Annotated in this window: 15 protein-coding genes and 2 rRNA genes; all 17 read left to right on the top strand. The window is 70.7% G+C overall.

The window, feature by feature from the left end:
• A 23S ribosomal RNA gene (locus BMW85_RS44920) occupies positions 1-142 on the top strand; the annotation flags it as partial.
• Positions 143-229: 87 nt separating this feature from the next.
• A 5S ribosomal RNA gene (rrf, locus tag BMW85_RS44915) occupies positions 230-346 on the top strand.
• A gap of 140 nt (positions 347-486) precedes the next feature.
• Positions 487-1,776, top strand: coding sequence for a bifunctional folylpolyglutamate synthase/dihydrofolate synthase (locus tag BMW85_RS44910; protein ID WP_091093760.1), 1,290 nt, complete (start codon positions 487-489; stop codon positions 1,774-1,776).
• A 70-nt stretch (positions 1,777-1,846) separates the two neighbouring features.
• The gene (locus BMW85_RS44905) at positions 1,847-2,188 is read left to right on the top strand and encodes a DUF4233 domain-containing protein (protein WP_245775460.1); all 342 of its coding nucleotides are present in this window, start codon (positions 1,847-1,849) and stop codon (positions 2,186-2,188) included.
• An 11-nt stretch (positions 2,189-2,199) separates the two neighbouring features.
• Complete coding sequence (locus BMW85_RS44900) at positions 2,200-3,858, top strand: hypothetical protein (RefSeq protein ID WP_143082620.1); 1,659 nt, start codon at positions 2,200-2,202, stop codon at positions 3,856-3,858.
• Positions 3,859-4,053: 195 nt separating this feature from the next.
• The gene (gene ndk / locus BMW85_RS44895; RefSeq protein WP_245775459.1) at positions 4,054-4,464 is read left to right on the top strand and encodes a nucleoside-diphosphate kinase; all 411 of its coding nucleotides are present in this window, start codon (positions 4,054-4,056) and stop codon (positions 4,462-4,464) included.
• 330 nt (positions 4,465-4,794) lie between these two features.
• A complete protein-coding gene (locus BMW85_RS44890; RefSeq protein WP_091093753.1) occupies positions 4,795-5,826 on the top strand; it encodes a rod shape-determining protein in 1,032 nt (343 codons plus the stop codon).
• Positions 5,826-6,740 carry a rod shape-determining protein MreC gene (mreC, locus tag BMW85_RS44885; RefSeq protein WP_091093752.1) on the top strand — a complete coding sequence of 305 codons (915 nt, stop codon included), beginning with the start codon at positions 5,826-5,828 and terminating at the stop codon, positions 6,738-6,740. Before BMW85_RS44890 ends, mreC begins: the two co-directional genes overlap by 1 nt.
• Positions 6,741-7,040: 300 nt before the next feature.
• On the top strand, positions 7,041-7,505 hold the full coding sequence (mreD, locus tag BMW85_RS44880; RefSeq protein WP_091093750.1) for a rod shape-determining protein MreD: 465 nt from the start codon (positions 7,041-7,043) through the stop codon (positions 7,503-7,505).
• Positions 7,502-9,547: a penicillin-binding protein 2 gene (gene mrdA / locus BMW85_RS44875; protein ID WP_091093749.1), complete on the top strand. Its 2,046-nt coding sequence runs from the start codon at positions 7,502-7,504 to the stop codon at positions 9,545-9,547. The genes mreD and mrdA overlap by 4 nt, the downstream gene beginning before the upstream one ends.
• Positions 9,544-10,710, top strand: a complete 1,167-nt coding sequence (rodA, locus tag BMW85_RS44870; protein ID WP_091093747.1) for a rod shape-determining protein RodA — start codon at positions 9,544-9,546, stop codon at positions 10,708-10,710. The genes mrdA and rodA overlap by 4 nt, the downstream gene beginning before the upstream one ends.
• A 78-nt stretch (positions 10,711-10,788) precedes the next feature.
• Entirely contained in the window at positions 10,789-12,699 is a 1,911-nt protein-coding gene (locus tag BMW85_RS44865; protein ID WP_091093746.1) for a TIGR03960 family B12-binding radical SAM protein, read from the top strand.
• A 137-nt stretch (positions 12,700-12,836) separates the two neighbouring features.
• The gene (locus tag BMW85_RS44860) at positions 12,837-13,604 is read left to right on the top strand and encodes a TIGR03936 family radical SAM-associated protein (RefSeq protein WP_091093744.1); all 768 of its coding nucleotides are present in this window, start codon (positions 12,837-12,839) and stop codon (positions 13,602-13,604) included.
• Between the two features lie 145 nt (positions 13,605-13,749).
• Positions 13,750-17,085, top strand: a complete 3,336-nt coding sequence (locus BMW85_RS44855; RefSeq protein ID WP_245775458.1) for an Rne/Rng family ribonuclease — start codon at positions 13,750-13,752, stop codon at positions 17,083-17,085.
• Positions 17,086-17,295: 210 nt separating this feature from the next.
• The gene (rplU, locus tag BMW85_RS44850; protein ID WP_020546368.1) at positions 17,296-17,598 is read left to right on the top strand and encodes a 50S ribosomal protein L21; all 303 of its coding nucleotides are present in this window, start codon (positions 17,296-17,298) and stop codon (positions 17,596-17,598) included.
• Positions 17,599-17,613: 15 nt separating this feature from the next.
• Positions 17,614-17,871 (top strand): 50S ribosomal protein L27, encoded by a 258-nt coding sequence (gene rpmA / locus BMW85_RS44845; protein ID WP_020546367.1) that lies wholly within the window; start codon positions 17,614-17,616, stop codon positions 17,869-17,871.
• A gap of 154 nt (positions 17,872-18,025) precedes the next feature.
• The gene (gene obgE / locus BMW85_RS44840; RefSeq protein WP_091093742.1) at positions 18,026-19,378 is read left to right on the top strand and encodes a GTPase ObgE; all 1,353 of its coding nucleotides are present in this window, start codon (positions 18,026-18,028) and stop codon (positions 19,376-19,378) included.
• Positions 19,379-19,500: the final 122 nt, after the last annotated feature.

Genomic DNA, 19,500 nt, shown 5'->3' with positions numbered 1-19,500 from the left:
AGCGGGAAGCTCGCCTTGAGATGAGGTCTCCCACCACGAGAGTGGGTAAGGCTCCCGGTAGACGACCGGGTTGATAGGCCGGAGGTGGAAGCGCGGTAACGTGTGGAGCTGACCGGTACTAATAGGCCGAGGACTTGACCACAAAGCATTCTTTCTGGGATTTTTTGCTCGCGTCCACTAGGCAATTCTGAGACTGCAAACACGTCTGTGTTTGTTTGTTTCGGAGGGTTACGGCGGTTATGGCGGGAAGGAAACACCCGGTTACATTCCGAACCCGGAAGTTAAGCTTCTCTGCGCCGATGGTACTGCACTCGGGAGGGTGTGGGAGAGTAGGTCACCGCCGGACAATCTTTTTGGAGGGCCTCGACGCTTAGCGTCGGGGCCCTTCTGCATTTCCGGGTGTGGCAGGAGCGGGGCGTGGCTGGAAGCGGTGCGCGCAGTCAGTAGGGTTGAGGTGTGGATTATCGTGCCGTCGAACGCGCGATCATGGAGCGCGGCGTCGAGTGGGACTTCGAGCCGACGCTGGACAGGATCGCGGCCCTGCTGGACCTGCTCGGCTCACCGCAGCGGGCATACCCGGTCATACACATCGCCGGCACCAACGGCAAGACGAGCACCGCGCGGCTGACCGAGGCGCTCCTCAAGGAGCGCAACCTGCGGGTGGGGCGGTTCACCAGCCCTCACCTGGTGTCCATGCGCGAGCGCATCACCGTCGATGGTGAGCCGCTCAGCGAGGAACGCTTCGCACAGGTCTACGAGGAGATCATCCCGTATGTCGAGCTGGCCGACACCCAAGGCCGGCGCATCCAGTTCTTCGAGCTGCTGACGGCCATGGCGTTCGCGGCCTTCGCCGACACGCCCGTGGATGTCGCGGTCATCGAGACCGGCATGGGCGGATCGTGGGACGCCACCAATGTCGCCGACGGCACCGTGTGCGTGATCACTCCTATCTCCCTCGACCACACCGACCGGCTCGGGCCCGACATCCCAAGCATCGCAGGAGAGAAGGCGGGCATCATCAAGCCCGGCGCCACCGCGATCCTGGCCCAGCAGGAGCTGGCCGCGGCAGAGGTGCTGATGCGGCGCTCGGCCGAGGTGGGCGCGGTAGTGGCGCGCGAAGGGCTGGAGTTCGGGGTGATGAGCCGGGAGGTCGCCATCGGCGGGCAACTGCTCACCCTGCGCGGCCTCAAGGGCGTCTACGACGAGGTCTACCTGCCGCTGTACGGCGCTCACCAGGCGGGCAATGCGGCGTGCGCCCTGGCCGCCGTCGAGGCGCTGACGGGCGGCGACGACCCGCTCGACGTCGACCTTGTACGCCAGGCCTTCGCGCAGGCGTCCTCGCCGGGACGCATGGAGGTCGTACGCCGCACTCCGACGGTCGTCATCGACGCCGCGCACAACCCCGGCGGCATGCAGGCGACGCTGGAGGGGCTGCATGAGGCGTTCGACTTCGCGAAGGTCATCGCCGTGGTCGCGGTCATGCGCGACAAGGATGTCGAGGGACTGCTGGAGCTGCTGGAGCCGATCGTGGACGAGATCATCGTCACGCGCAACTCCTCGCCCAGGTCGCTGACGGCGGACGAGCTCGCGGCGCTGGCCGAGCCGATCTTCGGCGAGGAGCGGGTGCACGTGGAGGACCGGCTGGACGACGCCATCGACAAGGGCATCGGCATCGCCGACGCCGAGGGCGAGTTCAGCGGCACCGGTGTGCTGATCACGGGTTCTGTCGTCACAGCCGGGGACGCGCGGCGGCTGCTGAAGGCGGACGGCGTCTGATGACCGAATGCGGCGCATCGGGCCCGCCGGGCGCACCGGCCCGATTGATGAGGATGAAGGGGGGTTCGGGATGAGCTTTCAGGTGACGCCGGGCATGCGCAGGCTCGGCGCCAGCGTGCTCGGGATGGAGGCGATCGTCGCCGGGCTGATCACGCCCGTCGCGATCGTCGTCGGCAAGGTCCAGCCCGCGCTGGCGGTGACCGTCGGGATCGGGCTGGCCGTGCTGTGCGTGGTCGCCGCCGGCCTGCTCAAGAAACCGGTCGGCTACCTGCTCGGGAGTGTCGTCCAGGTGCTGGCGATCGCCAGCGGGTTCCTGGTGACGTCCATGTTCTTCCTTGGGGCGATCTTCGCGGCACTATGGATCACGGCGATTATGGTCGCTCGCCGTGTCGAGGGCGCTACTACCCGCTAAAGTCGGCCTACATGGCCGTCCCCCCGATCCAGCGGTCGCTCCGTTCGGCTGCGCCCGGAAACAGCTGGTTGCTCGACACTCTGCTCGGGCTGCTGGTCGTCTGTGCGCTGCCGCTGGCGATCACCACGATCCCCAACACGCTCTCCGTCGTCGCCAGGCTGCTGCCCGCCGACATCGATCAGGTCGGGCTCATGCGTACGCACGGGCTCGCGCTGCCCGCGCTCATGCTGACCGTGCCGCTCGCGGCGGTGGCGCTGCGCCGGGTCCCGGCCGCGCATCTCATGCTCGCCGGGCTGGCGCTGGTGGCGCTGTCCGACGCGGCGGGCGGCTACGCGGCCACCGAGCTCCTCGTGGGCGTCGTACGCGTGCTGCGCGGCGTCGGGTGCGGGGTGCTCGTGCCCGCCACGCTGGTCGCGGTCTGGGCGCGTACGCCGGTGCTTCGCGGTCTGTGGGCAGGGACGTTCAGCCTGAGTCTGCTCACGGCGCAGGCGCTGGCGCTGTGGCCACTGGACGCGGTCAGCAGCTGGAAGGTGACGTTGCAGCCGTATCCGCTGGTGACGGGGGTCGCGCTGGCGTTGGCGGCGGCTTATCTGCTGGCCTCGATGGTGCTGGGCCGGCCCGAGGCTCCCGTTTTCGAGGTGGGGGAGCGCGGCCGGCTGCTGCTGTGCGTCGTCCTGGCGGCCGGGGTCGCCGTGGTGGCGATCAGCACGGCTTCGGCGGGCTGGCGGGCGCCTCCGGTGGTGCTGCTGGCGGCCACGGCCGTCTTCGGGCTGCTGGCGCTGGCGTCGATCGGCGCGGTGGAGAGCCGCCGGGCCGCGTACGTGCTGGTGGCCGTCGGGGTGGTGCTGCTGCCGAGCGCGGCTCAGGTGACGCTGGTGGAGATGGGTGGGCTCGGTGGGCCCGGGTTGCGTGGGCTGTGGTTCCCGTACGTGGTCGCGGGGGTGCTGGCGATCGGCGCGGCGGTGGCCGTGGGGATGTTCGCGGTGGGCGCAGGGAGATGGCTGGCACCGCTGGGGCTGCTGTCCATGGTGGCGGGGTTGTGCTCGGTCCGGCTGGCGGTGCCGTCGGCCGACGGGATGGTGCTGGTGGTGCCGTTCACGTTGCTCGCGGTGGGGGCGGCGGTGGCCGTGACGGCGACGCTGCGGGAGGTTGGGATCGGGGCGGCGGCGTTCGGGCTGTCGTTGTGCGCGGCCGGGGTGCTGGCCGGGTTCCTGCTGGGGACCGGGGTGCAGATGGCGCTGCTCGACGGGGTCCGGTCGGCGCAGGAGTTGGTCGACAACTTCGTGGGAGCGCTGCACTGGTGGGCGCTCATCGGCGGGTTCCTGCTGGTGGCGATTATCGTGCTGGCGGCGGTGCTGGCCCGGCGGCCGGAGGGCGACGAGGACGTTCTGCTTGTACCGACGCCGCAGGACGGCCCGGGTTCGGGCAGCGAGGCCGTTGACTGCGCCGGCGATCGGCGGAAGTGGGGAGACGCCTTCGCCGCCGCGGACGATCCCGGCCGGGACGGGGGCGAGCGGCTCGATGAGGGCGCGCCTGAAGGTGTTCGGTCCGTGGCGGCCGGGCATGCGTTCGCCGAGCCGGAGGGCGAACCTGAGGGCGAGCCCGCGGAGGGGGCCGTGCCCGCCGTTCCGCCTCAGGCGAAGTCGCCGGAGGACGACCGTGCCCCATAGACGGCGACTCCCGGGTGCTACGGCGGCCCGGAGGGCCGGGGCGGGATCGCTGTCCGAAACGAGGGTGCGGGCCCGGGACGGTAAGCTGAGGGCCCGGCTACGGCGACGTCCGGGCCAGTGCCCGGTCGAGGCGTCCTCGCGATGAGGCCGGGGGCCGGTAGCCGCGACCCCATTCTGTTCGAAGGAGAACTCCAAGTGTCCGAGCGCACTCTTGTCCTGATCAAGCCCGACGGAGTGAAGCGTGGCCTCATCGGTGACGTGATCGCCCGTGTGGAGCGCAAGGGCCTCAAGGTCGTGGCGATGGACCTGCGCACCCTCGACGCCGACACCGCCAAGACGCACTACGCCGAGCACTCCGAGCGGCCGTTCTTCGGTGAGCTCGTCGAGTTCATCACGTCGGGGCCGCTCGTCGCCATGGTGCTGGAGGGCCACCGCGCCGTCGAGGCCTTCCGCGCGTTGGCCGGCGCCACCGACCCGGTGAAGTCCGCCCCCGGCACGATCCGCGGCGACCACGCCCTGGAGATCGGCGAGAACGTCGTCCACGGCTCCGACTCGCCCGAGTCCGCCGCCCGGGAGATCAAGATCTTCTTCCCGGACCGCTTCTAGTGACCTCGCCCTGGCCGTCCCTTTAGAGGGGCCGAAGGGAGATCCCGCGCCCGCACAGCGTCGAACGCTGTGCGGGCGCTTCTGTTTTTGTCGGTGGTCCCGCGTAGCGTGTGCCGCGGGACTTGCGGGATGCCATGTGGGGCTTTTGGAACGATCCAGTGAGCATTCGGGCGCTATGCGACAGTCTGGGCAAAATTGCGGTTGAGCTTGGGGCTGGAGATTTTTGAGGGGCGCGATGGCTCGTTGCACTCATCGGTGGGTACGTCACGTTACGATTCGAATTCATTCCGTAGTCATTCGCGAACGACGTTACGGAGGGCTCCGTTCCCCATGGGCAGCAAGCTCGCGTTCCTCGGCCGTGACATGGCGGTCGACCTCGGCACCGCCAACACACTGGTCTATGTGCGTGGCCGCGGCATCGTGCTCAACGAGCCGTCAGTCGTCGCGATCAACACCACCACGGGGAAGATCGTGGCGGTCGGCATCGAGGCCAAGCGCATGATCGGCCGCACGCCCGGCAACATCGTGGCCGTCCGGCCGTTGAAGGACGGCGTGATCGCCGACTTCGACGTCACCGAGCGCATGTTGCGATATTTCATCCAGAGAGTGCACAGACGGCGTCACTTCGCCAAACCGCGCATCATCATCGCCGTGCCGAGCGGCATCACCAGCGTCGAGCAGCGCGCGGTGAAAGAGGCCGGCTACCAGGCCGGCGCACGCAAGGTCTACATCGTCGAGGAGCCCATGGCGGCCGCGATCGGCGCGGGGCTGCCGGTGCACGAGCCCACCGGCAACATGGTCGTCGACATCGGCGGGGGCACCACCGAGGTGGCGATCATCTCGATGGGCGGCCTCGTCACCAGCCAGTCGATCCGCATCGGCGGCGACGAGCTCGACCAGGCGGTCATCGCGTTCGCCAAGAAGGAGTTCTCGCTCATGCTCGGCGAGCGCACCGCCGAGGAGATCAAGATGGCGATCGGCTCGGCCTGCCCCAACGGCGAGGAGCTGCACGCGGAGATCCGCGGGCGCGACCTCGTCAGCGGGCTACCGAAGACGATCATCGTCTCCGGAGAGGAGATCAGGAAAGCGATCGAGGAGCCGGTCAATGCGATCGTCGACGCGGTCAAGACCACCCTCGACAAGTGCCCGCCCGAGCTGTCCGGCGACATCATGGACCGCGGCATCGCGCTCACCGGCGGCGGCGCCCTGCTCAAGGGCCTCGACGAGCGGGTCAAGGCCGAGACGGGCATGCCGGTCCACCTCGTCGAGAACGCCCTCGATTCCGTCGCCATCGGCTCCGGCAAGTGCGCCGAGGACTTCGAGGCGCTGCAGGAGGTCCTGGTGCCGGAGTCACGGCACTGATGAGGGACTCGCGCCGGGCCCGGCTGATCCTCGGGGTGCTGCTGACGGCGGCGCTGGTCATCCTGACCGTCGATCATCGCACCGGCGAGAGCTCGCCGCTGCGCCCGCTCCGCGCGGTCGGGGCCTGGGTCTTCGGGTCGGCCGAGCAGCTCGGAGGCGGGGTGGTGCGGCCGGTCACCACGTTCGTGCAGGCTCTGTTCACCGCGCCGGCGGCGCAGGAGCGGATCCGGGTACTGACGGAGGAGAACGCCCGGCTGCGGACCGGAATGCTGGCCGACAAGCTCGACGCCGCCCGCTCCAGCGAGCTGAAGAAGCTGCTGGGGCTGGCGGGAGCCGGCGGATACAAGATCGTCACCGGCAACGTGGTCGCGCGGCGGGGCCAGCCGGGGTTCGAGGACACTGTCCAGATCGATATCGGCAGCGCCGACGGGGTGCAGCCGGAGATGACCGTGCTCAACGGCGACGGGCTGGTGGGGCGGGTCATCCACGCCTCCACCACCAGCTCGACGGTGCTGCTGATCAGCGATCCGGCTTCGGCGGCCGGCGCGCGGCTGGAGGGCGGCAGGGAGATCGGCGTCGTCCACGGGGTGGGCGAGCATGGGAGGCTCGTGCAGTTCCGGCTGCTCGACTCCGCCGCGCCGCTGGTGCGGGGCGGGCGGATCGTCAGCTTCGGGTCGCAGAACGGGCGGCCGTACGTGCCGGGGGTGCCGGTCGGGGTGATCGAGCGGGTCGAGTCCACGCCCGGAGAGCTGACGCGCATCGCCTACGCGCGGCCGTTCGCGGATCTGACGGCGCTGGACGCGGTCGGCGTGGTGGTCGAGGCGCCCAAGAGGGACCCCCGTGACGCGGTGCTGCCCGGCAAGGAGGGGGACGCGGTGAAGCGGACGCCCACGCGCCGAGGGGGGTCACCGTGATCCGGGCGCCTGCGCGCGGCAGGCGGGTCGTGGCCGTGATGGCTTCGGCGTCCGGGGGTGGGTCGTGCGGGCGTCTGCGTTCCGGGAGTGGGTCGCGCGGGCGTCCGGGTGCCGGGGGTGGTTCGTGGTGGTGCGGGCGTTCGCGTGCCGAAGGCGGGTCATGGTCGTGCGGGCGTCGGCGGGCCGGAGGCGGGTCGTGCCGGGGTTCGCGGGCCGGAGGCGGGTCGTGGTGGTGCGGGCGTCTGCTGGCCGAGGGTAGGTCGTGGTGATCAGGGGGCTGGGGCACGAGGAGGGGTCGCGGTGATCGGTGGACTGTGCGTGCTGCTGGCGCTGCTGGTGCAGGTCATGCTGGTCAACCGGCTGCCGTTGCCTGGCGGGGGAGCGCCTGACCTGGTGCTGCTGGCCGTGGTCGGGGCGGCGCTGGCGCGCGGGGCGGTGCCGGGGGCGGTGCTCGGGTTCATCGCCGGGCTCGTGGTGGACATCGCGCCGCCGGGCGCCCATCTGGCCGGGCAGTACGCGTTCGTGCTGGCGCTGGTCGGCTACGTGGCCGGGCGGGGCGCGGGCGGCCCGGTGACCACCGTGGTGCTGTGCGTGCTGCTGGCGCCGCTGCTGGCCGTGGGCGTCAGCATGCTGATCGGCGACTCCCGGGTGACGTTGGCCACGTTGACCGAGGAGGTGCCCGTCACCATCGTCTACACGTTGCTCGTGTCCCCTGTCGTCATCTGGCTGGCCACCCGCGGCGGTGAGCCGAGGTACTCGACATGATCAGGATGCGGACCCGGCTGCTGGTGCTGCACGTGCTGGTGCTGACGCTGCTCGTCGTGCTGGTCGGGCGGCTCTACCAGGTGCAGGTGGTGCACGGGCAGGAGTTCGTGACGCGGGCGACGGAGACCAGGACGCGCACGGTGATCGTGCCGGCCGTACGCGGGCAGATCCTCGACTCCTCCGGGCGGCCGCTGGTGCGCAACCGTACGGCGCTGGTCGTGTCGGTGGACCGCGCGCTGCTGTTCAGGACGCCCGACGGCGGGCTGAAGGTGCTGACCAAGCTGTCGCAGGTGCTCGGCAGGCCGGTGCAGGAGCTGCAGCGGAAGATCACGCCGTGCGGGCCGAAGGTGCCGAAGCCGTGCTGGACGGGGTCGCCCTACCAGCCGGTGCCGCTGGACGAGAAGGTGGACACCCGGGAGGCGCTGCAGATCCTGGAGCGCCAGGAGGAGTTCCCCGGGGTGACGGCGGAGATCCACTCGGTGCGGCAGTACCCGGGCGGCCGGGCGGGCGCGCAGATGCTGGGCTACCTGCAGCCGGTCACCGAGGAGGAGTTGGAGAAGCGCGAAGGGCTCAAGGCCGCCTTCTCCGGCGTCGACCTGGCCGGGCGCGACGGGCTGGAGTACGTCTACGACGACGCGCTGCGCGGCAAGGCCGGGCTGCGCCGGGTGCAGGTCGACCGGATGGGCAAGGCGCTCGGGGTGGAGGACCAGGTCACGCCCGTTCCCGGTGATCATCTGGTGACCAGCATCGACTCCCGCATCCAGGCGGTGACCGAGAGGGCCCTCGCCAGGGCCATGAAGTCCGCGCCGCAGGCCGACGGCGGGGCCGCGGTGGTGCTCGACGCGCGGAGCGGCAGGGTGGTGGCGCTGGCCAGTCAGCCCAACTACGACCCGGAGATCTGGGGCGGCGGGATCTCGGCGCGCGGCTACCAGCGGCTGATGTCGGAGAAGTCGGGCAAGCCGTTGGTGTCGCGGGCGATCAACGGGCAGTTCGCGCCCGGCTCGACGTTCAAGATCTCGTCGGTGACGTCGATGCTGCGGGCCGGCTATCCGCTGAACGGCACCTACGACTGCTCGGGGTCGTACAACGTGGGCGGGCGGGCCTTCAACAACTTCCGCGGCATCGGGCTGGGCCCGATGAACCTGCACACGGCGCTGGTGAAGTCGTGTGACACGATCTTCTACCGGGCCGCGTACGAGCAGTACCTCAAGGACGGCGGGCGTTATCCGAAGAAGACGCCGAAGGAGATCTTCGCCAACACGGCCAGGGCTTTCGGGTTCGGCCGGCCGACCGGCGTCGACCTGCCCGGCGAGTCCGGAGGCCGCATCCCCGACCGGGCGTGGAAGAAGAGCCTCTGGAACCAGACCAACGCGGTCACCTGCGAGCGCTCGCGCAAGGGTTATCCGGAGGTCAAGGACCGCGCGCGGGCGGATTTCCTGAAGCGGCTGGCGCTGGAGAACTGCACGGAGGGGTTCCTGCTGCGGCCCGGCGACTCGGCCAACTTCTCGATCGGGCAGGGCGACGTGCTGGTGACGCCGATGCAGCTCGCGCGGGCCTACATGGCGCTGGTCAGCGACGGGAAGGTGCGCAGCCCGCGCATCGGCTGGGCGCAGGTGCGCCCCGACGGCAAGGTGGTCAGGACCATCCCCGTGCCAGTGGTCGGCAAGCTGCCGCTGAGCGAGAAGGAGCGGCACTACATCAAGAACGCGCTCAGCCAGGTCGCCCAGGACGGCACCGCGGCCGGGGCGTTCTCCGGTTTCCCGATGGACAAGGTACGCGTGGGCGGCAAGACCGGCACCGCGGAGGTGTGGGGCAAGCAGGACACCTCGTGGTTCGCCTCGTTCGCGCCGACGAAGAACCCGCAGTACGTCGTGGTCGTCATGGTCTCCCAGGGCGGCATGGGCGCGCAGACCGCGGCGCCCGCCGCGCGTGAGATCTACGAGGGCATCTACGGCATCAAACGGGCCCCGGCCGTGCCCGGGGGCAGGCTCACCACCAAGCTGCCGGTCTTCCGGCCCGACGGAACGGTGGCGCCGCGATGACCGCCCGCACCGCCGCCGTCCAGCGGCCCTCGCTGCTGCGCCGGCTCATGCAGGAGAACTCCGCGGTCCGCAGGCTCGACGGGCTCATGCTGGTGGCGGTCGCCGGGCTGTGCGTGATCGGCACGCTGCTGGTGTGGTCATGCACCAGGACGTGGGCGCCCGGCTCCACCGGGCTGGTGAAGAAGCACATGCTCAACGAGGCCATCGGCGTGGTGCTGTGCGCCATGGTGGCGACCGTCGATCACCGGGCGATGCGGGCGTACGCGCCGCTGGTGTTCTTCGTGTCGCTGGTCGGGCTGGGGCTGGTGATCACGCCGTTGGGCGCGACGATCAACGGCTCGCACTCGTGGATCCTGCTCGGCGGCGGCTTCGCGGTGCAGCCGTCGGAGTTCGCCAAGGTGGGGCTGCTGCTGATCATCGCCATGCTGCTGGCGCAGCCGGCGGAGGGCGTCGACCGGCCGCGCGGCCTCGACGTGATGCTGGCGATCCTCGCGGCGGTGGTCGCGATGGGGCTGGTGATGCTCCAGCCCGACCTGGGCACGGCCATGGTGCTGGCGGTGATCACGGCGGCCGGGCTGGTCCTCGGGGGCGTGCGCAAACGGGTCATCGCGGGGCTGGTGGCCACCGCCGCGGTGGGGATCTTCTCGGTGTTCTACTTCCAGTTGCTGGAGCCGTACCAGGTGGCGCGGTTCACGGCGTTCGTCGATCCGAGCGTCGATCCGCGCGGGGTGGGATACAACGCGACGCAGTCGCTGATCGCCATCGGGTCGGGGCAGGTGTTCGGCAAGGGGCTGCTCGGCGGCGGGCAGACCACCGGGCGGTTCGTGCCTGAGCAGCACACCGACTTCATCTTCACCGTGGCGGGGGAGGAGTTCGGCTTCCTCGGGTCGGCCGCGGTCGTGGTGCTGCTCGGGGTGGTGCTGGTGCGCGGGCTGCGCATCGCCCGCAAGTGCGAGGACCGGTTCGGGACGCTGGTCGCCGGCATGATCGTGTGCTGGTTCGGCTTCCAGACGTTCGTCAACGTCGGCATGACGATCGGCATCATGCCGATCACCGGCCTGCCGCTGCCGTTCGTGTCCTACGGCGGCACGGCCACGTTCGCCAACCTGATCGCGATCGGGCTGCTGCAGGCCATCAAGGTGCGGGGCCAGTCTTTCCTCTGACCGGCCGCGGCGGCGCTGACCGGGCGTGAACGCGCTTGCCGGATTTGCCACCGCCCCGGCCCCGCTACCCTTGACGGTATGCCTGTCGAGTCGATTTTCCACCGCCTGGAAGCGCTGCTGCCCAAGGTGCAGAAGCCCATCCAGTACGTCGGAGGTGAGCTCAACTCGACCGTCAAGGACTGGGACTCCGCCGACGTGCGATGGGCGCTGATGTACCCGGACGCCTATGAGGTCGGGCTGCCCAACCAGGGCGTGGCGATCCTCTACGAGATCCTCAACGAGCTGCCCGGCACGCTCGCCGAGCGCACCTATGCCGTCTGGCCCGACCTGGAGGCCCTCATGCGGGCCGAGGGCGTGCCGCAGTTCACTGTGGACGCGCACCGCCCGGTGCGCGCCTTCGACCTGCTCGGCGTGTCGTTCTCGACCGAGCTCGGCTACACCAACCTGCTGACCGCGCTCGACCTGGCCGGCATCCCGCTGGAGGCCGCGGACCGGGGCGAGGACGATCCGATCGTCGTCGCGGGCGGCCACGCGGCCTTCAACCCCGAGCCGATCGCGGCCTTCGTCGACGCGGCCGTGCTGGGCGACGGGGAGCAGATCTCCATCGCCATCAGCGAGGTCGTGCGCGAGTGGAAGGGCGAGGGCAGACCCGGCGGCCGTGACGAGCTGCTGATGCGGCTGGCCGAGTCCGGCGGCGTCTACGTGCCCAAGTTCTACGACGTCGACTATCACCCGGACGGGCGCATCAAGCGGGTCGCGCCCAACCGTCCCGAGGTGCCGTGGCGGGTCCACAAGCACACGGTGATGGACCTCGACGAGTGGCCCTATCCGAAGAAACCCCTGGTCCCGCTGGCCGAGACCGTGCACGAGCGGTTCAGCGTGGAGATCTTCCGCGGCTGCACCCGCGGCTGCCGGTTCTGCCAGGCGGGCATGATCACCCGCCCGGTGCGCGAGCGGTCCATCACCACGATCGGGGCGATGGTCGACAACGGCATCAAGGAGTCCGGCTTCAACGAGGTCGGCCTGCTGTCGCTGTCGTCGGCCGACCACTCCGAGATCGCCGAGGTCGCCAAGGGCCTGGCCGACCGCTACGAGGGCACCAACACCTCGCTGTCGCTGCCCTCGACGCGGGTCGACGCGTTCAACATCGACCTGGCCAACGAGTTCTCCAGGAACGGCCGGCGCTCGGGCCTGACGTTCGCCCCCGAGGGCGGCTCGGAGCGGATGCGCAAGGTGATCAACAAGATGGTCACCGAGGAAGACCTCATCCGCACCGTCACCACCGCCTACTCCCAGGGGTGGCGGCAGGTGAAGCTCTACTTCATGTGCGGCCTGCCCACCGAGCAGGACGAGGACGTGCTCGGCATCGCCGACCTGGCCAAAAAGGTCATCAAGGCCGGCCGCGAGGCCACCGGCAGCAGAGACATCCGCTGCACGGTGTCCATCGGCGGGTTCGTCCCCAAGCCGCACACGCCGTTCCAGTGGGCCGGGCAGGCCGACCACGAGACCGTCGACCGGCGGCTCAAGGCACTGCGCGACTCGCTGCGCGGCGACAAGGAATACGGCCGGGCCATCGGCTTCCGCTACCACGACGGCAAACCCTCGATCGTGGAGGGCCTGCTGTCGCGCGGCGACCGCCGCGTCGGCGCGGTCATCCGGGCCGTCTGGGAGGACGGCGGCCGGTTCGACGGCTGGAGCGAGCACTTCTCCTACGAGCGCTGGATGGCCGCGGCGGACCAGGCCGGGATCGACGTCGACTGGTACACCACCCGCGAGCGGGAGGAGAACGAGGTCCTGCCGTGGGACCACCTCGACGCCGGCCTCGACCGCGAATGGTTGTGGCAGGACTGGCAGGAGGCCGTCTCCGGCGGCGAGGTCGAGGACTGCCGCTGGACGCCGTGCTACGACTGCGGCGTCTGCCCCACCATGGGGACCGAGATCCAGATCGGCCCGACGGGACGGAAGCTCCTTCCGCTCACCGTGGTCTAGCGCGCTCAGTGGGCGAGCCGTGCCTCGTTGTACACGTCCATACGCCGGGGCCGCTTATCCTGAATGAAGGAACTCTTACAAGGGAAGGACGACAGACTCTGAAACCTGTTCCCGAAGGGCCTCCGCCCGCGCCCACGGTGCAGCGCCTGCGTGTGCGTTACGCCAAGCGTGGTCGCCTGCGCTTCACCAGCCACCGCGACATTTCGCGAGCCGTCGAGAGGGCGGTCCGCCGTGCCGGCATTCCGGTGGCCTACAGCGCGGGTTTCTCGCCCCACCCCAAGATCTCCTACGCGGGCGCGGCGCCGACCGGCGTCGCCAGCGAAGCCGAATACCTCGAGATCGGCGTCACCGCGCCGTGTGACCCCGAGCAGGTCAGGTCCAGTCTGGACGGATCGCTGCCGCCGGGGCTCGATGTGATCGACGTCGTGGAGGCGGGTCAGGGTGGGCTGGCCGACCGCTTGGAGGTCTCCGACTGGGAGGTGCGCCTGCCCGGTGCCGATCGCGAGCTCGCCGAGGTGGCGGTGGAGAAGTTTCTCGCGGAGGGTGCCGTGGAGGTCGAACGCCTCACCAAGAAGGGACCCCGCCGCTTCGACGCGCGCGGCGCCGTCCTGGGGCTGACGGTTTCCGAGGGAACAGAAAGAACCGCAGCTCAGGTGCAGAGAGGGCCGTGTGTCATACTGCGCATGGTTGTTCGGCACATGACGCCTGCAGTTCGACCCGACGATGTGCTCACAGGGCTGCGCCTTGTGGCCGACTTCGCGCCGCCGGTTCCCCCCGAGGTGACCAGGCTGGCGCAGGGGCCGCTCGACGCCAGCACCGGTGCGCTTGCCGACCCGCTCGGCCTGGACCGCGACACGACGCGCGGCGGCGAGGCGGGACCGGCGGGTGAGCACGTCGGCGGTTGAGGACGCGCCCAGCATGCGCCGGGCACGACCGCTGACAGGACTTGGCGTCGGCGACTCCGTCACGGAGGCACCGGCGGACAACTGAGACACGATGGCTCCTGCGCGGCGCGGCGACGCGCCCGGGAGCTGACGGGAGAGCGCCCGCATGCTCGACAACGAGCCCAACGCCGGGGCCACTGGCCCCGACGGGGAGACAACTGAACAGACAACGGGGACCAAGCGCCGCCGCGCCGCCAGCCGGCCCGCGGGGCCGCCGCCCGAGCTGCCCGAGGAGCCGGCGCAGAAGCCGGTCACCGTCATCGCCGCGCAGGCCGCGCCGTCGGTGTCGGTGTCGGAGGGCGCGCCGGTGCGAGGCACCGTGGTGCGCAGAGCAGCCGGGTCGCCGGATGCCGAGGTCGCCGTTGCCGTGGAGAACGGAAGTGGGCCCGCGGGCGGTGCTCGCGGGGCCGGTGGCGGCTTGGCCGAGGCTGGTGCTGCTGAGACTGTCGGCGGCACTGGTGCTGCCGCTGGTGGTGCCGGGGCTGGTGTCAGCCCGGTGGAGGCCGCTGTGGCCGGGGCCGTGGCGGACGCGGTGAGCGAGGCCGGAGCCGGCGAGGAGAAGCCCAAGAAGACGTCGCGTACGCGGTCCACCGCGACGACGACGCGGCGGCGTACCACGAAGAAGGGCGCCGAGGCCGAGGAGGCCGGTGCCGAGAGCGGCGCCGGTGCGGCCGTGAGCGCCGAGGGTGCTGCGGCCGGTGCGGTGGAGAGCGGCGTGGCCGCGGCTCCCGCCGAGGAGGCCGCGCCGAAGCGGCGTACCAGGACTCGTAAGAAGGCCGGTGAGGACGTGGCGGCGGAGGCCGTCGTGCCAGCCGGGGAGCAGGGCGTGCCCGCTGGGACGGCCGAGGCCGCCGCCGGGCAGGCCGCTGGTGTGAGCGCGGCCGGTGGCGTGGGTGCCGGGCAGGTCGGCGCGGAGGGCGCCGGACAGGCCGGGGCGCTGGCCACGGGGCAGGCCGTCGGGGAAGCCGGTGCGGAGGCAGACGCGCAGGCCGGTGTCGCGGATGCCGGGGCGCAGGTCGAGGCGGCCGAGAGTGGCCGTGGCACGGGTAGCCGGAGGACGCGCACGCGCGCCACGACGACGCGCAGCCGGCGCGCGACCGCCGCGGAGGCGGCGCCCGGCGAGACGGGCGAGGACGCCGGCACGGGCACGCAGGGTGCCGCGACTGACCAGGCTGGCGCCGGTCAGGGCGCGGTGGCGGCTTCCGGTGGGGATGTCGAGGGCGTCGAGGACGAGGGGGAGGACATCATCGAGATCCTTCCCGAGGACGAGCCGCTCGACGACGAACCCGCCGGTGAGGACCTCGACGAGGAACCGACCCGGCCGAGCCTGCTGGCCGACCCGTTCGGGTTCTCGGCGCGCCACTACGACGAGCCCGGCGCCGCGTTCCAGCGGCCCTCGGCCATCTTCGCGCCGCTGTTCCAGGCGCCGGACCCGACCCAGGCCAAGCCCGCCGCGACGCGGCGTCCCGAGCCGCCCCAGCCGGTCGAGCCGGAGGAGGCCGAGGACCTCGTCGAGGAGGGCGTCGAGGACGAGACCGAGGCCGACGCCGTCGAGGAGCACGAGGAGGAGGACGGCGGCGGCCGTCGCCGCCGTCGCCGCCGTGGTGGCCGCGGGCGCGGCAAGTCGCGTGAGCGTGGCGAGGGCGAGGACGGCGAGGACCACGACGAGGAGTCCGAGGAGGAGCCCGCCGAGGAGCCGGCCGCGCAGGAGGAAGAGGAGAGCTCGTCCTCCCGCCGCCGCCGTCGCCGTCGCCGCAGGGGCGGTGACGAGGGCGCCGAGCCGGCCAGCGACGATCCGCCCAACACGGTGGTGCGCATCCGCGCGCCGCGCTCCGGCCGTACCGGTGCGCTGGAGACCGCCACGGACGGCGTGCAGAGCGTGCGCGGCTCGACCCGGCTGGAGGCCAAGAAGCAGCGCCGCCGCGAGGGCCGCGAGCTGGGCCGCAGGCGTCCGCCGATCATCACCGAGTCGGAGTTCCTGGCCCGGCGCGAGTCCGTCGACCGCATGATGGTGGTGCGCCGCCAGGGCGACCGTACGCAGATCGCGGTGCTGGAGGACGGCGTGCTCGTCGAGCACTACGTCAACCGCGAGGCGAGCCAGTCGTACGTCGGCAACGTCTACCTCGGCAAGGTCCAGAACGTGCTGCCGTCGATGGAGGCGGCGTTCGTGGACATCGGCAAGGGCCGCAACGCGGTCCTGTACGCGGGCGAGGTCAACTTTGACACGGTCGGGATGGAGGGCCAGCCGAAGCGCATCGAGTCGGCGCTGAAGTCCGGCCAGTCGGTGCTGGTGCAGGTCACCAAGGACCCGATCGGGCACAAGGGCGCGCGGCTCACCTCGCAGATCAGCCTTCCGGGGCGCTACCTCGTGTACGTGCCGGACGGGTCGATGACCGGCATCAGCCGCAAGCTGCCCGACAAGGAGCGCACCCGGCTCAAGAGCATCCTGAAGAAGGTCATGCCGGAGAACGCGGGCGTCATCGTGCGCACCGCGGCCGAGGGCGCCTCCGAGGACGAGCTGGCCCGCGACGTGGCCCGGCTGTCGGCCCAGTGGGAGAGCATCCAGAAGAAGGCCAAGTCGGCCAGCCCGCCCGAGCTGCTGTCCGCCGAGCCCGACCTCACCATCCGCGTCATCCGTGACGTCTTCAACGAGGACTTCACGAACCTGGTCGTCCAGGGCGACGACGCCTGGGACACGGTCGACGACTACGTCAAGTACGTCGCGCCGCACCTGGGCGAGCGGCTGTCGAAGTGGGACGAGCAGGGCGACGTGTTCGAGGCCTACCGCATCGACGAGCAGCTCGGCAAGGCGATGGAGCGCAAGGTGTGGCTGCCGAGCGGCGGCTCGCTGGTCATCGACCGCACCGAGGCGATGACGGTCGTGGACGTCAACACCGGCAAGTTCACCGGCCAGGGCGGCAACCTGGAGGAGACGGTCACCAGGAACAACCTGGAGGCGGCCGAGGAGATCGTGCGCCAGCTCCGGCTGCGCGACATCGGCGGCATCATCGTGATCGACTTCATCGACATGGTGCTGGAGTCCAACCGCGACCTGGTGCTGCGGCGGATGCTGGAGTGCCTGGCGCGCGACCGTACGAAGCACCAGGTGGCCGAGGTGACCTCGCTGGGCCTGGTGCAGATGACGCGCAAGCGGGTCGGCCAGGGGCTGCTGGAGGCGTTCTCGACGCCGTGCGAGTGCTGCAACGGGCGCGGGCTGATCGTCTCGACCGAGCCGGTCGAGAGCAAGCCGGAGCCGCGCGGCACGCAGGGCAAGATGGCCGTCGAGAAGGCGGTCTCGGACAAGGTTTCCGCGGCCAAGGACACCTCCGGCCGTGATACCGTGACCGGTGCGCTTGATGATGTCCCGGCTGAGGACGACCAAGCGGGCCAGACTTCCGGCAGAGGGCGGCGACGCTCCCGCCGAGCCAAGTCCGCCGACTAGCCTTTGGTGGACATCCGACGATCCGTCCGGTTCGCCTGGGGGGCCGTTCATCCGGTACCCTGGTGAACCGGTGCGTCAGGTGACGCGCCCTGTTGGCGCGCCTACTCGGTTCGTCGGTTCGAGACAGGACCGAATGGCAGGCGCAGCATTCGGCGGTCGTTCCCTCAGGGGACGGCTGTGGCAACAGCGAGTCAGTAGAAGGGTTCCGCGGTGTACGCGATCGTTCGTTGCGGCGGCAGGCAGCAGAAGGTCTCCGTCGGTGACGTCCTCGAGGTGGACAAGGTCGCCGGCGAGGTCGGCTCTTCGGTTTCGCTGCCGACGGTGCTCGTCGTCGACGATGGCGACGTGACCACCGAGGTGGGCAAGTTCATGGTCAGCGCCGAGATCCTCGGTGAGACCAAGGGCCCGAAGATCCGGATTCTCAAGTACAAGAACAAGACCGGTTACAAGAAGCGCCAGGGTCACCGCCAGCGGTACACCCAGGTGAAGATCACCGGTATCGACCAGGCCTGATCGGGAGTTTGAGAGATGGCACACAAGAAGGGCGCGTCGTCCACCCGGAACGGCCGTGACTCCAATGCTCAGCGCCTGGGCGTCAAGCGCTTCGGCGGCCAGCTGGTCAACGCGGGCGAGATCATCGTCCGTCAGCGTGGCACCCACTTCCACCCCGGCGACAACGTCGGCCGTGGTGGCGACGACACGCTGTTCGCGCTGACCGCGGGTCACGTGCAGTTCGGCGTCAAGCGCGGCCGTCGGGCCGTGAGCATCGTCCCCGTCGCGGAGTAGTTCTCCGCTCCCGTCACGGGGGTCGTTGCACCATTCGCGTCAAAGGGGTGGATCGCGCGGGCGATCCACCCCTTCCGCGTTCCCGGGACCTGGGTAGGGTCCCGTTCGATGAGTTGAGAAGCCCCTGGCGGGGGCGATGGAGGAGTGCTGCTGCATGCCGGACTTCGTGGACCAGGTGGTCCTGCACGTCAAGGCCGGTGACGGGGGGAACGGGTGCGCCTCCATCCACCGGGAGAAGTTCAAGCCCCTCGGCGGTCCGGACGGGGGCAACGGCGGGCGCGGCGGCGACGTCATCCTCGAGGTGGACCCCAACACCGCGACCCTGCTCGACTACCACCGCCGCCCGCACCGCAAGGCCGAGAACGGCAAGCAGGGGCAGGGCTCCAACCGCGACGGCGCCAACGGCGAGGACGTGATCCTGCCGGTGCCCAACGGCACGGTGGTCAAGGACGCCCGCACCGGCGAGGTGCTGGTGGACCTGATCGGCGCCGGCACCCGGTACGTCATCGCGCAGGGCGGCCACGGGGGCCTCGGCAACGCCGCCCTCGCCACGGCCAGGCGCAAGGCGCCGGGGTTCGCGCTGCTCGGCGAGCCGGGCGACGGGCTCGACGTGATGCTGGAGCTGAAGAGCGTCGCGGACGTGGCGCTGGTCGGCTTCCCGAGCGCGGGCAAGTCGTCGCTGATCGCGGCGCTGAGCGCGGCCAAGCCGAAGATCGCCGACTATCCGTTCACGACGCTGGTCCCGAACCTGGGCGTGGTGACGGCGGGCGACACCGTGTTCACCGTGGCCGACGTGCCGGGGCTGATCCCGGGCGCCTCGCAGGGGAAGGGGCTCGGGCACGAGTTCCTGCGGCACGTCGAGCGGTGCGACATGCTCGCGCACGTCATCGACTGCGCCACGATGGAGCCGGGACGCGACCCGGTCAGCGACTACGAGGTGATCGAGGCCGAGCTGGCCGCGTACGGGAAGCTGGAGGACCGGCCGCGCATCGTCGTGCTCAACAAGGCGGACGTGCCGGACGCGCGGGAGCTGGCCGAGCTGGTGACGCCGGAGTTCGAGGAGCGCGGGCTGCGGGTGTTCACGGTGTCGGCGGCCACGCATGACGGGCTGCGCGAGTTGACGTACGCGATGGGGGAGTGGGTCGCGGCGGCGCGGGCCAGCAAGCCGGTGGAGGAGCCCACGCGGCTGGTCATCCGGCCCAAGCAGCTCGGGGACGCCGGGTTCAAGGTCCGGCGGGTCAACGAGAACCTGTTCCAGGTCACCGGCGAGAAGCCGGAGCGGTGGATCCGGCAGACCGACTTCACCAACGACGAGGCCGTCGGCTACCTCGCCGACCGGCTGGAGCGGCTGGGGGTCGAGGAGGAGCTGGCCAAGGCCGGGGCCACGGCGGGGGCCGAGGTGGTCATCGGGCCTATGGAGGGCGGCTACGTGTTCGACTGGCAGCCGACGCTGAGCGCGGAGTCCACGCGGCAGGGGCCGCGCGGCACCGACAACCGCCTGGGCTGAAGCCGCTGCGCGACGGCGCCGGGGCGGGGGCAGGGCCTGGGGTGCGAGGGCCCGAGGTGTGGGAGGTCGGGGGAGGGGGTGGGGTTGGGCGGGCGTTGGGTGGGCTGGAGCTTGGATAGGCT

This window comes from Nonomuraea wenchangensis (genome assembly GCF_900111685.1).
In the GTDB taxonomy this organism is placed as follows: Bacteria; Actinomycetota; Actinomycetes; order Streptosporangiales; family Streptosporangiaceae; genus Nonomuraea; species Nonomuraea wenchangensis.
Note: the sequence above shows the minus strand (reverse complement) of the source record. Positions and strands in the feature narration are given on the sequence as shown.

Coding starts and splice junctions, on each gene's coding strand:
- BMW85_RS44910 (WP_091093760.1), top strand. CDS start 487: ATGGAGCGCGGCGTCGAGTGGGACTTCGAGCCGACGCTGGACAGGATC.
- BMW85_RS44905 (WP_245775460.1), top strand. CDS start 1,847: ATGAGCTTTCAGGTGACGCCGGGCATGCGCAGGCTCGGCGCCAGCGTG.
- BMW85_RS44900 (WP_143082620.1), top strand. CDS start 2,200: ATGGCCGTCCCCCCGATCCAGCGGTCGCTCCGTTCGGCTGCGCCCGGA.
- BMW85_RS44890 (WP_091093753.1), top strand. CDS start 4,795: ATGGGCAGCAAGCTCGCGTTCCTCGGCCGTGACATGGCGGTCGACCTC.
- mreC (WP_091093752.1), top strand. CDS start 5,826: ATGAGGGACTCGCGCCGGGCCCGGCTGATCCTCGGGGTGCTGCTGACG.
- mrdA (WP_091093749.1), top strand. CDS start 7,502: ATGATCAGGATGCGGACCCGGCTGCTGGTGCTGCACGTGCTGGTGCTG.
- rodA (WP_091093747.1), top strand. CDS start 9,544: ATGACCGCCCGCACCGCCGCCGTCCAGCGGCCCTCGCTGCTGCGCCGG.
- BMW85_RS44865 (WP_091093746.1), top strand. CDS start 10,789: ATGCCTGTCGAGTCGATTTTCCACCGCCTGGAAGCGCTGCTGCCCAAG.
- BMW85_RS44855 (WP_245775458.1), top strand. CDS start 13,750: ATGCTCGACAACGAGCCCAACGCCGGGGCCACTGGCCCCGACGGGGAG.
- rpmA (WP_020546367.1), top strand. CDS start 17,614: ATGGCACACAAGAAGGGCGCGTCGTCCACCCGGAACGGCCGTGACTCC.
- obgE (WP_091093742.1), top strand. CDS start 18,026: ATGCCGGACTTCGTGGACCAGGTGGTCCTGCACGTCAAGGCCGGTGAC.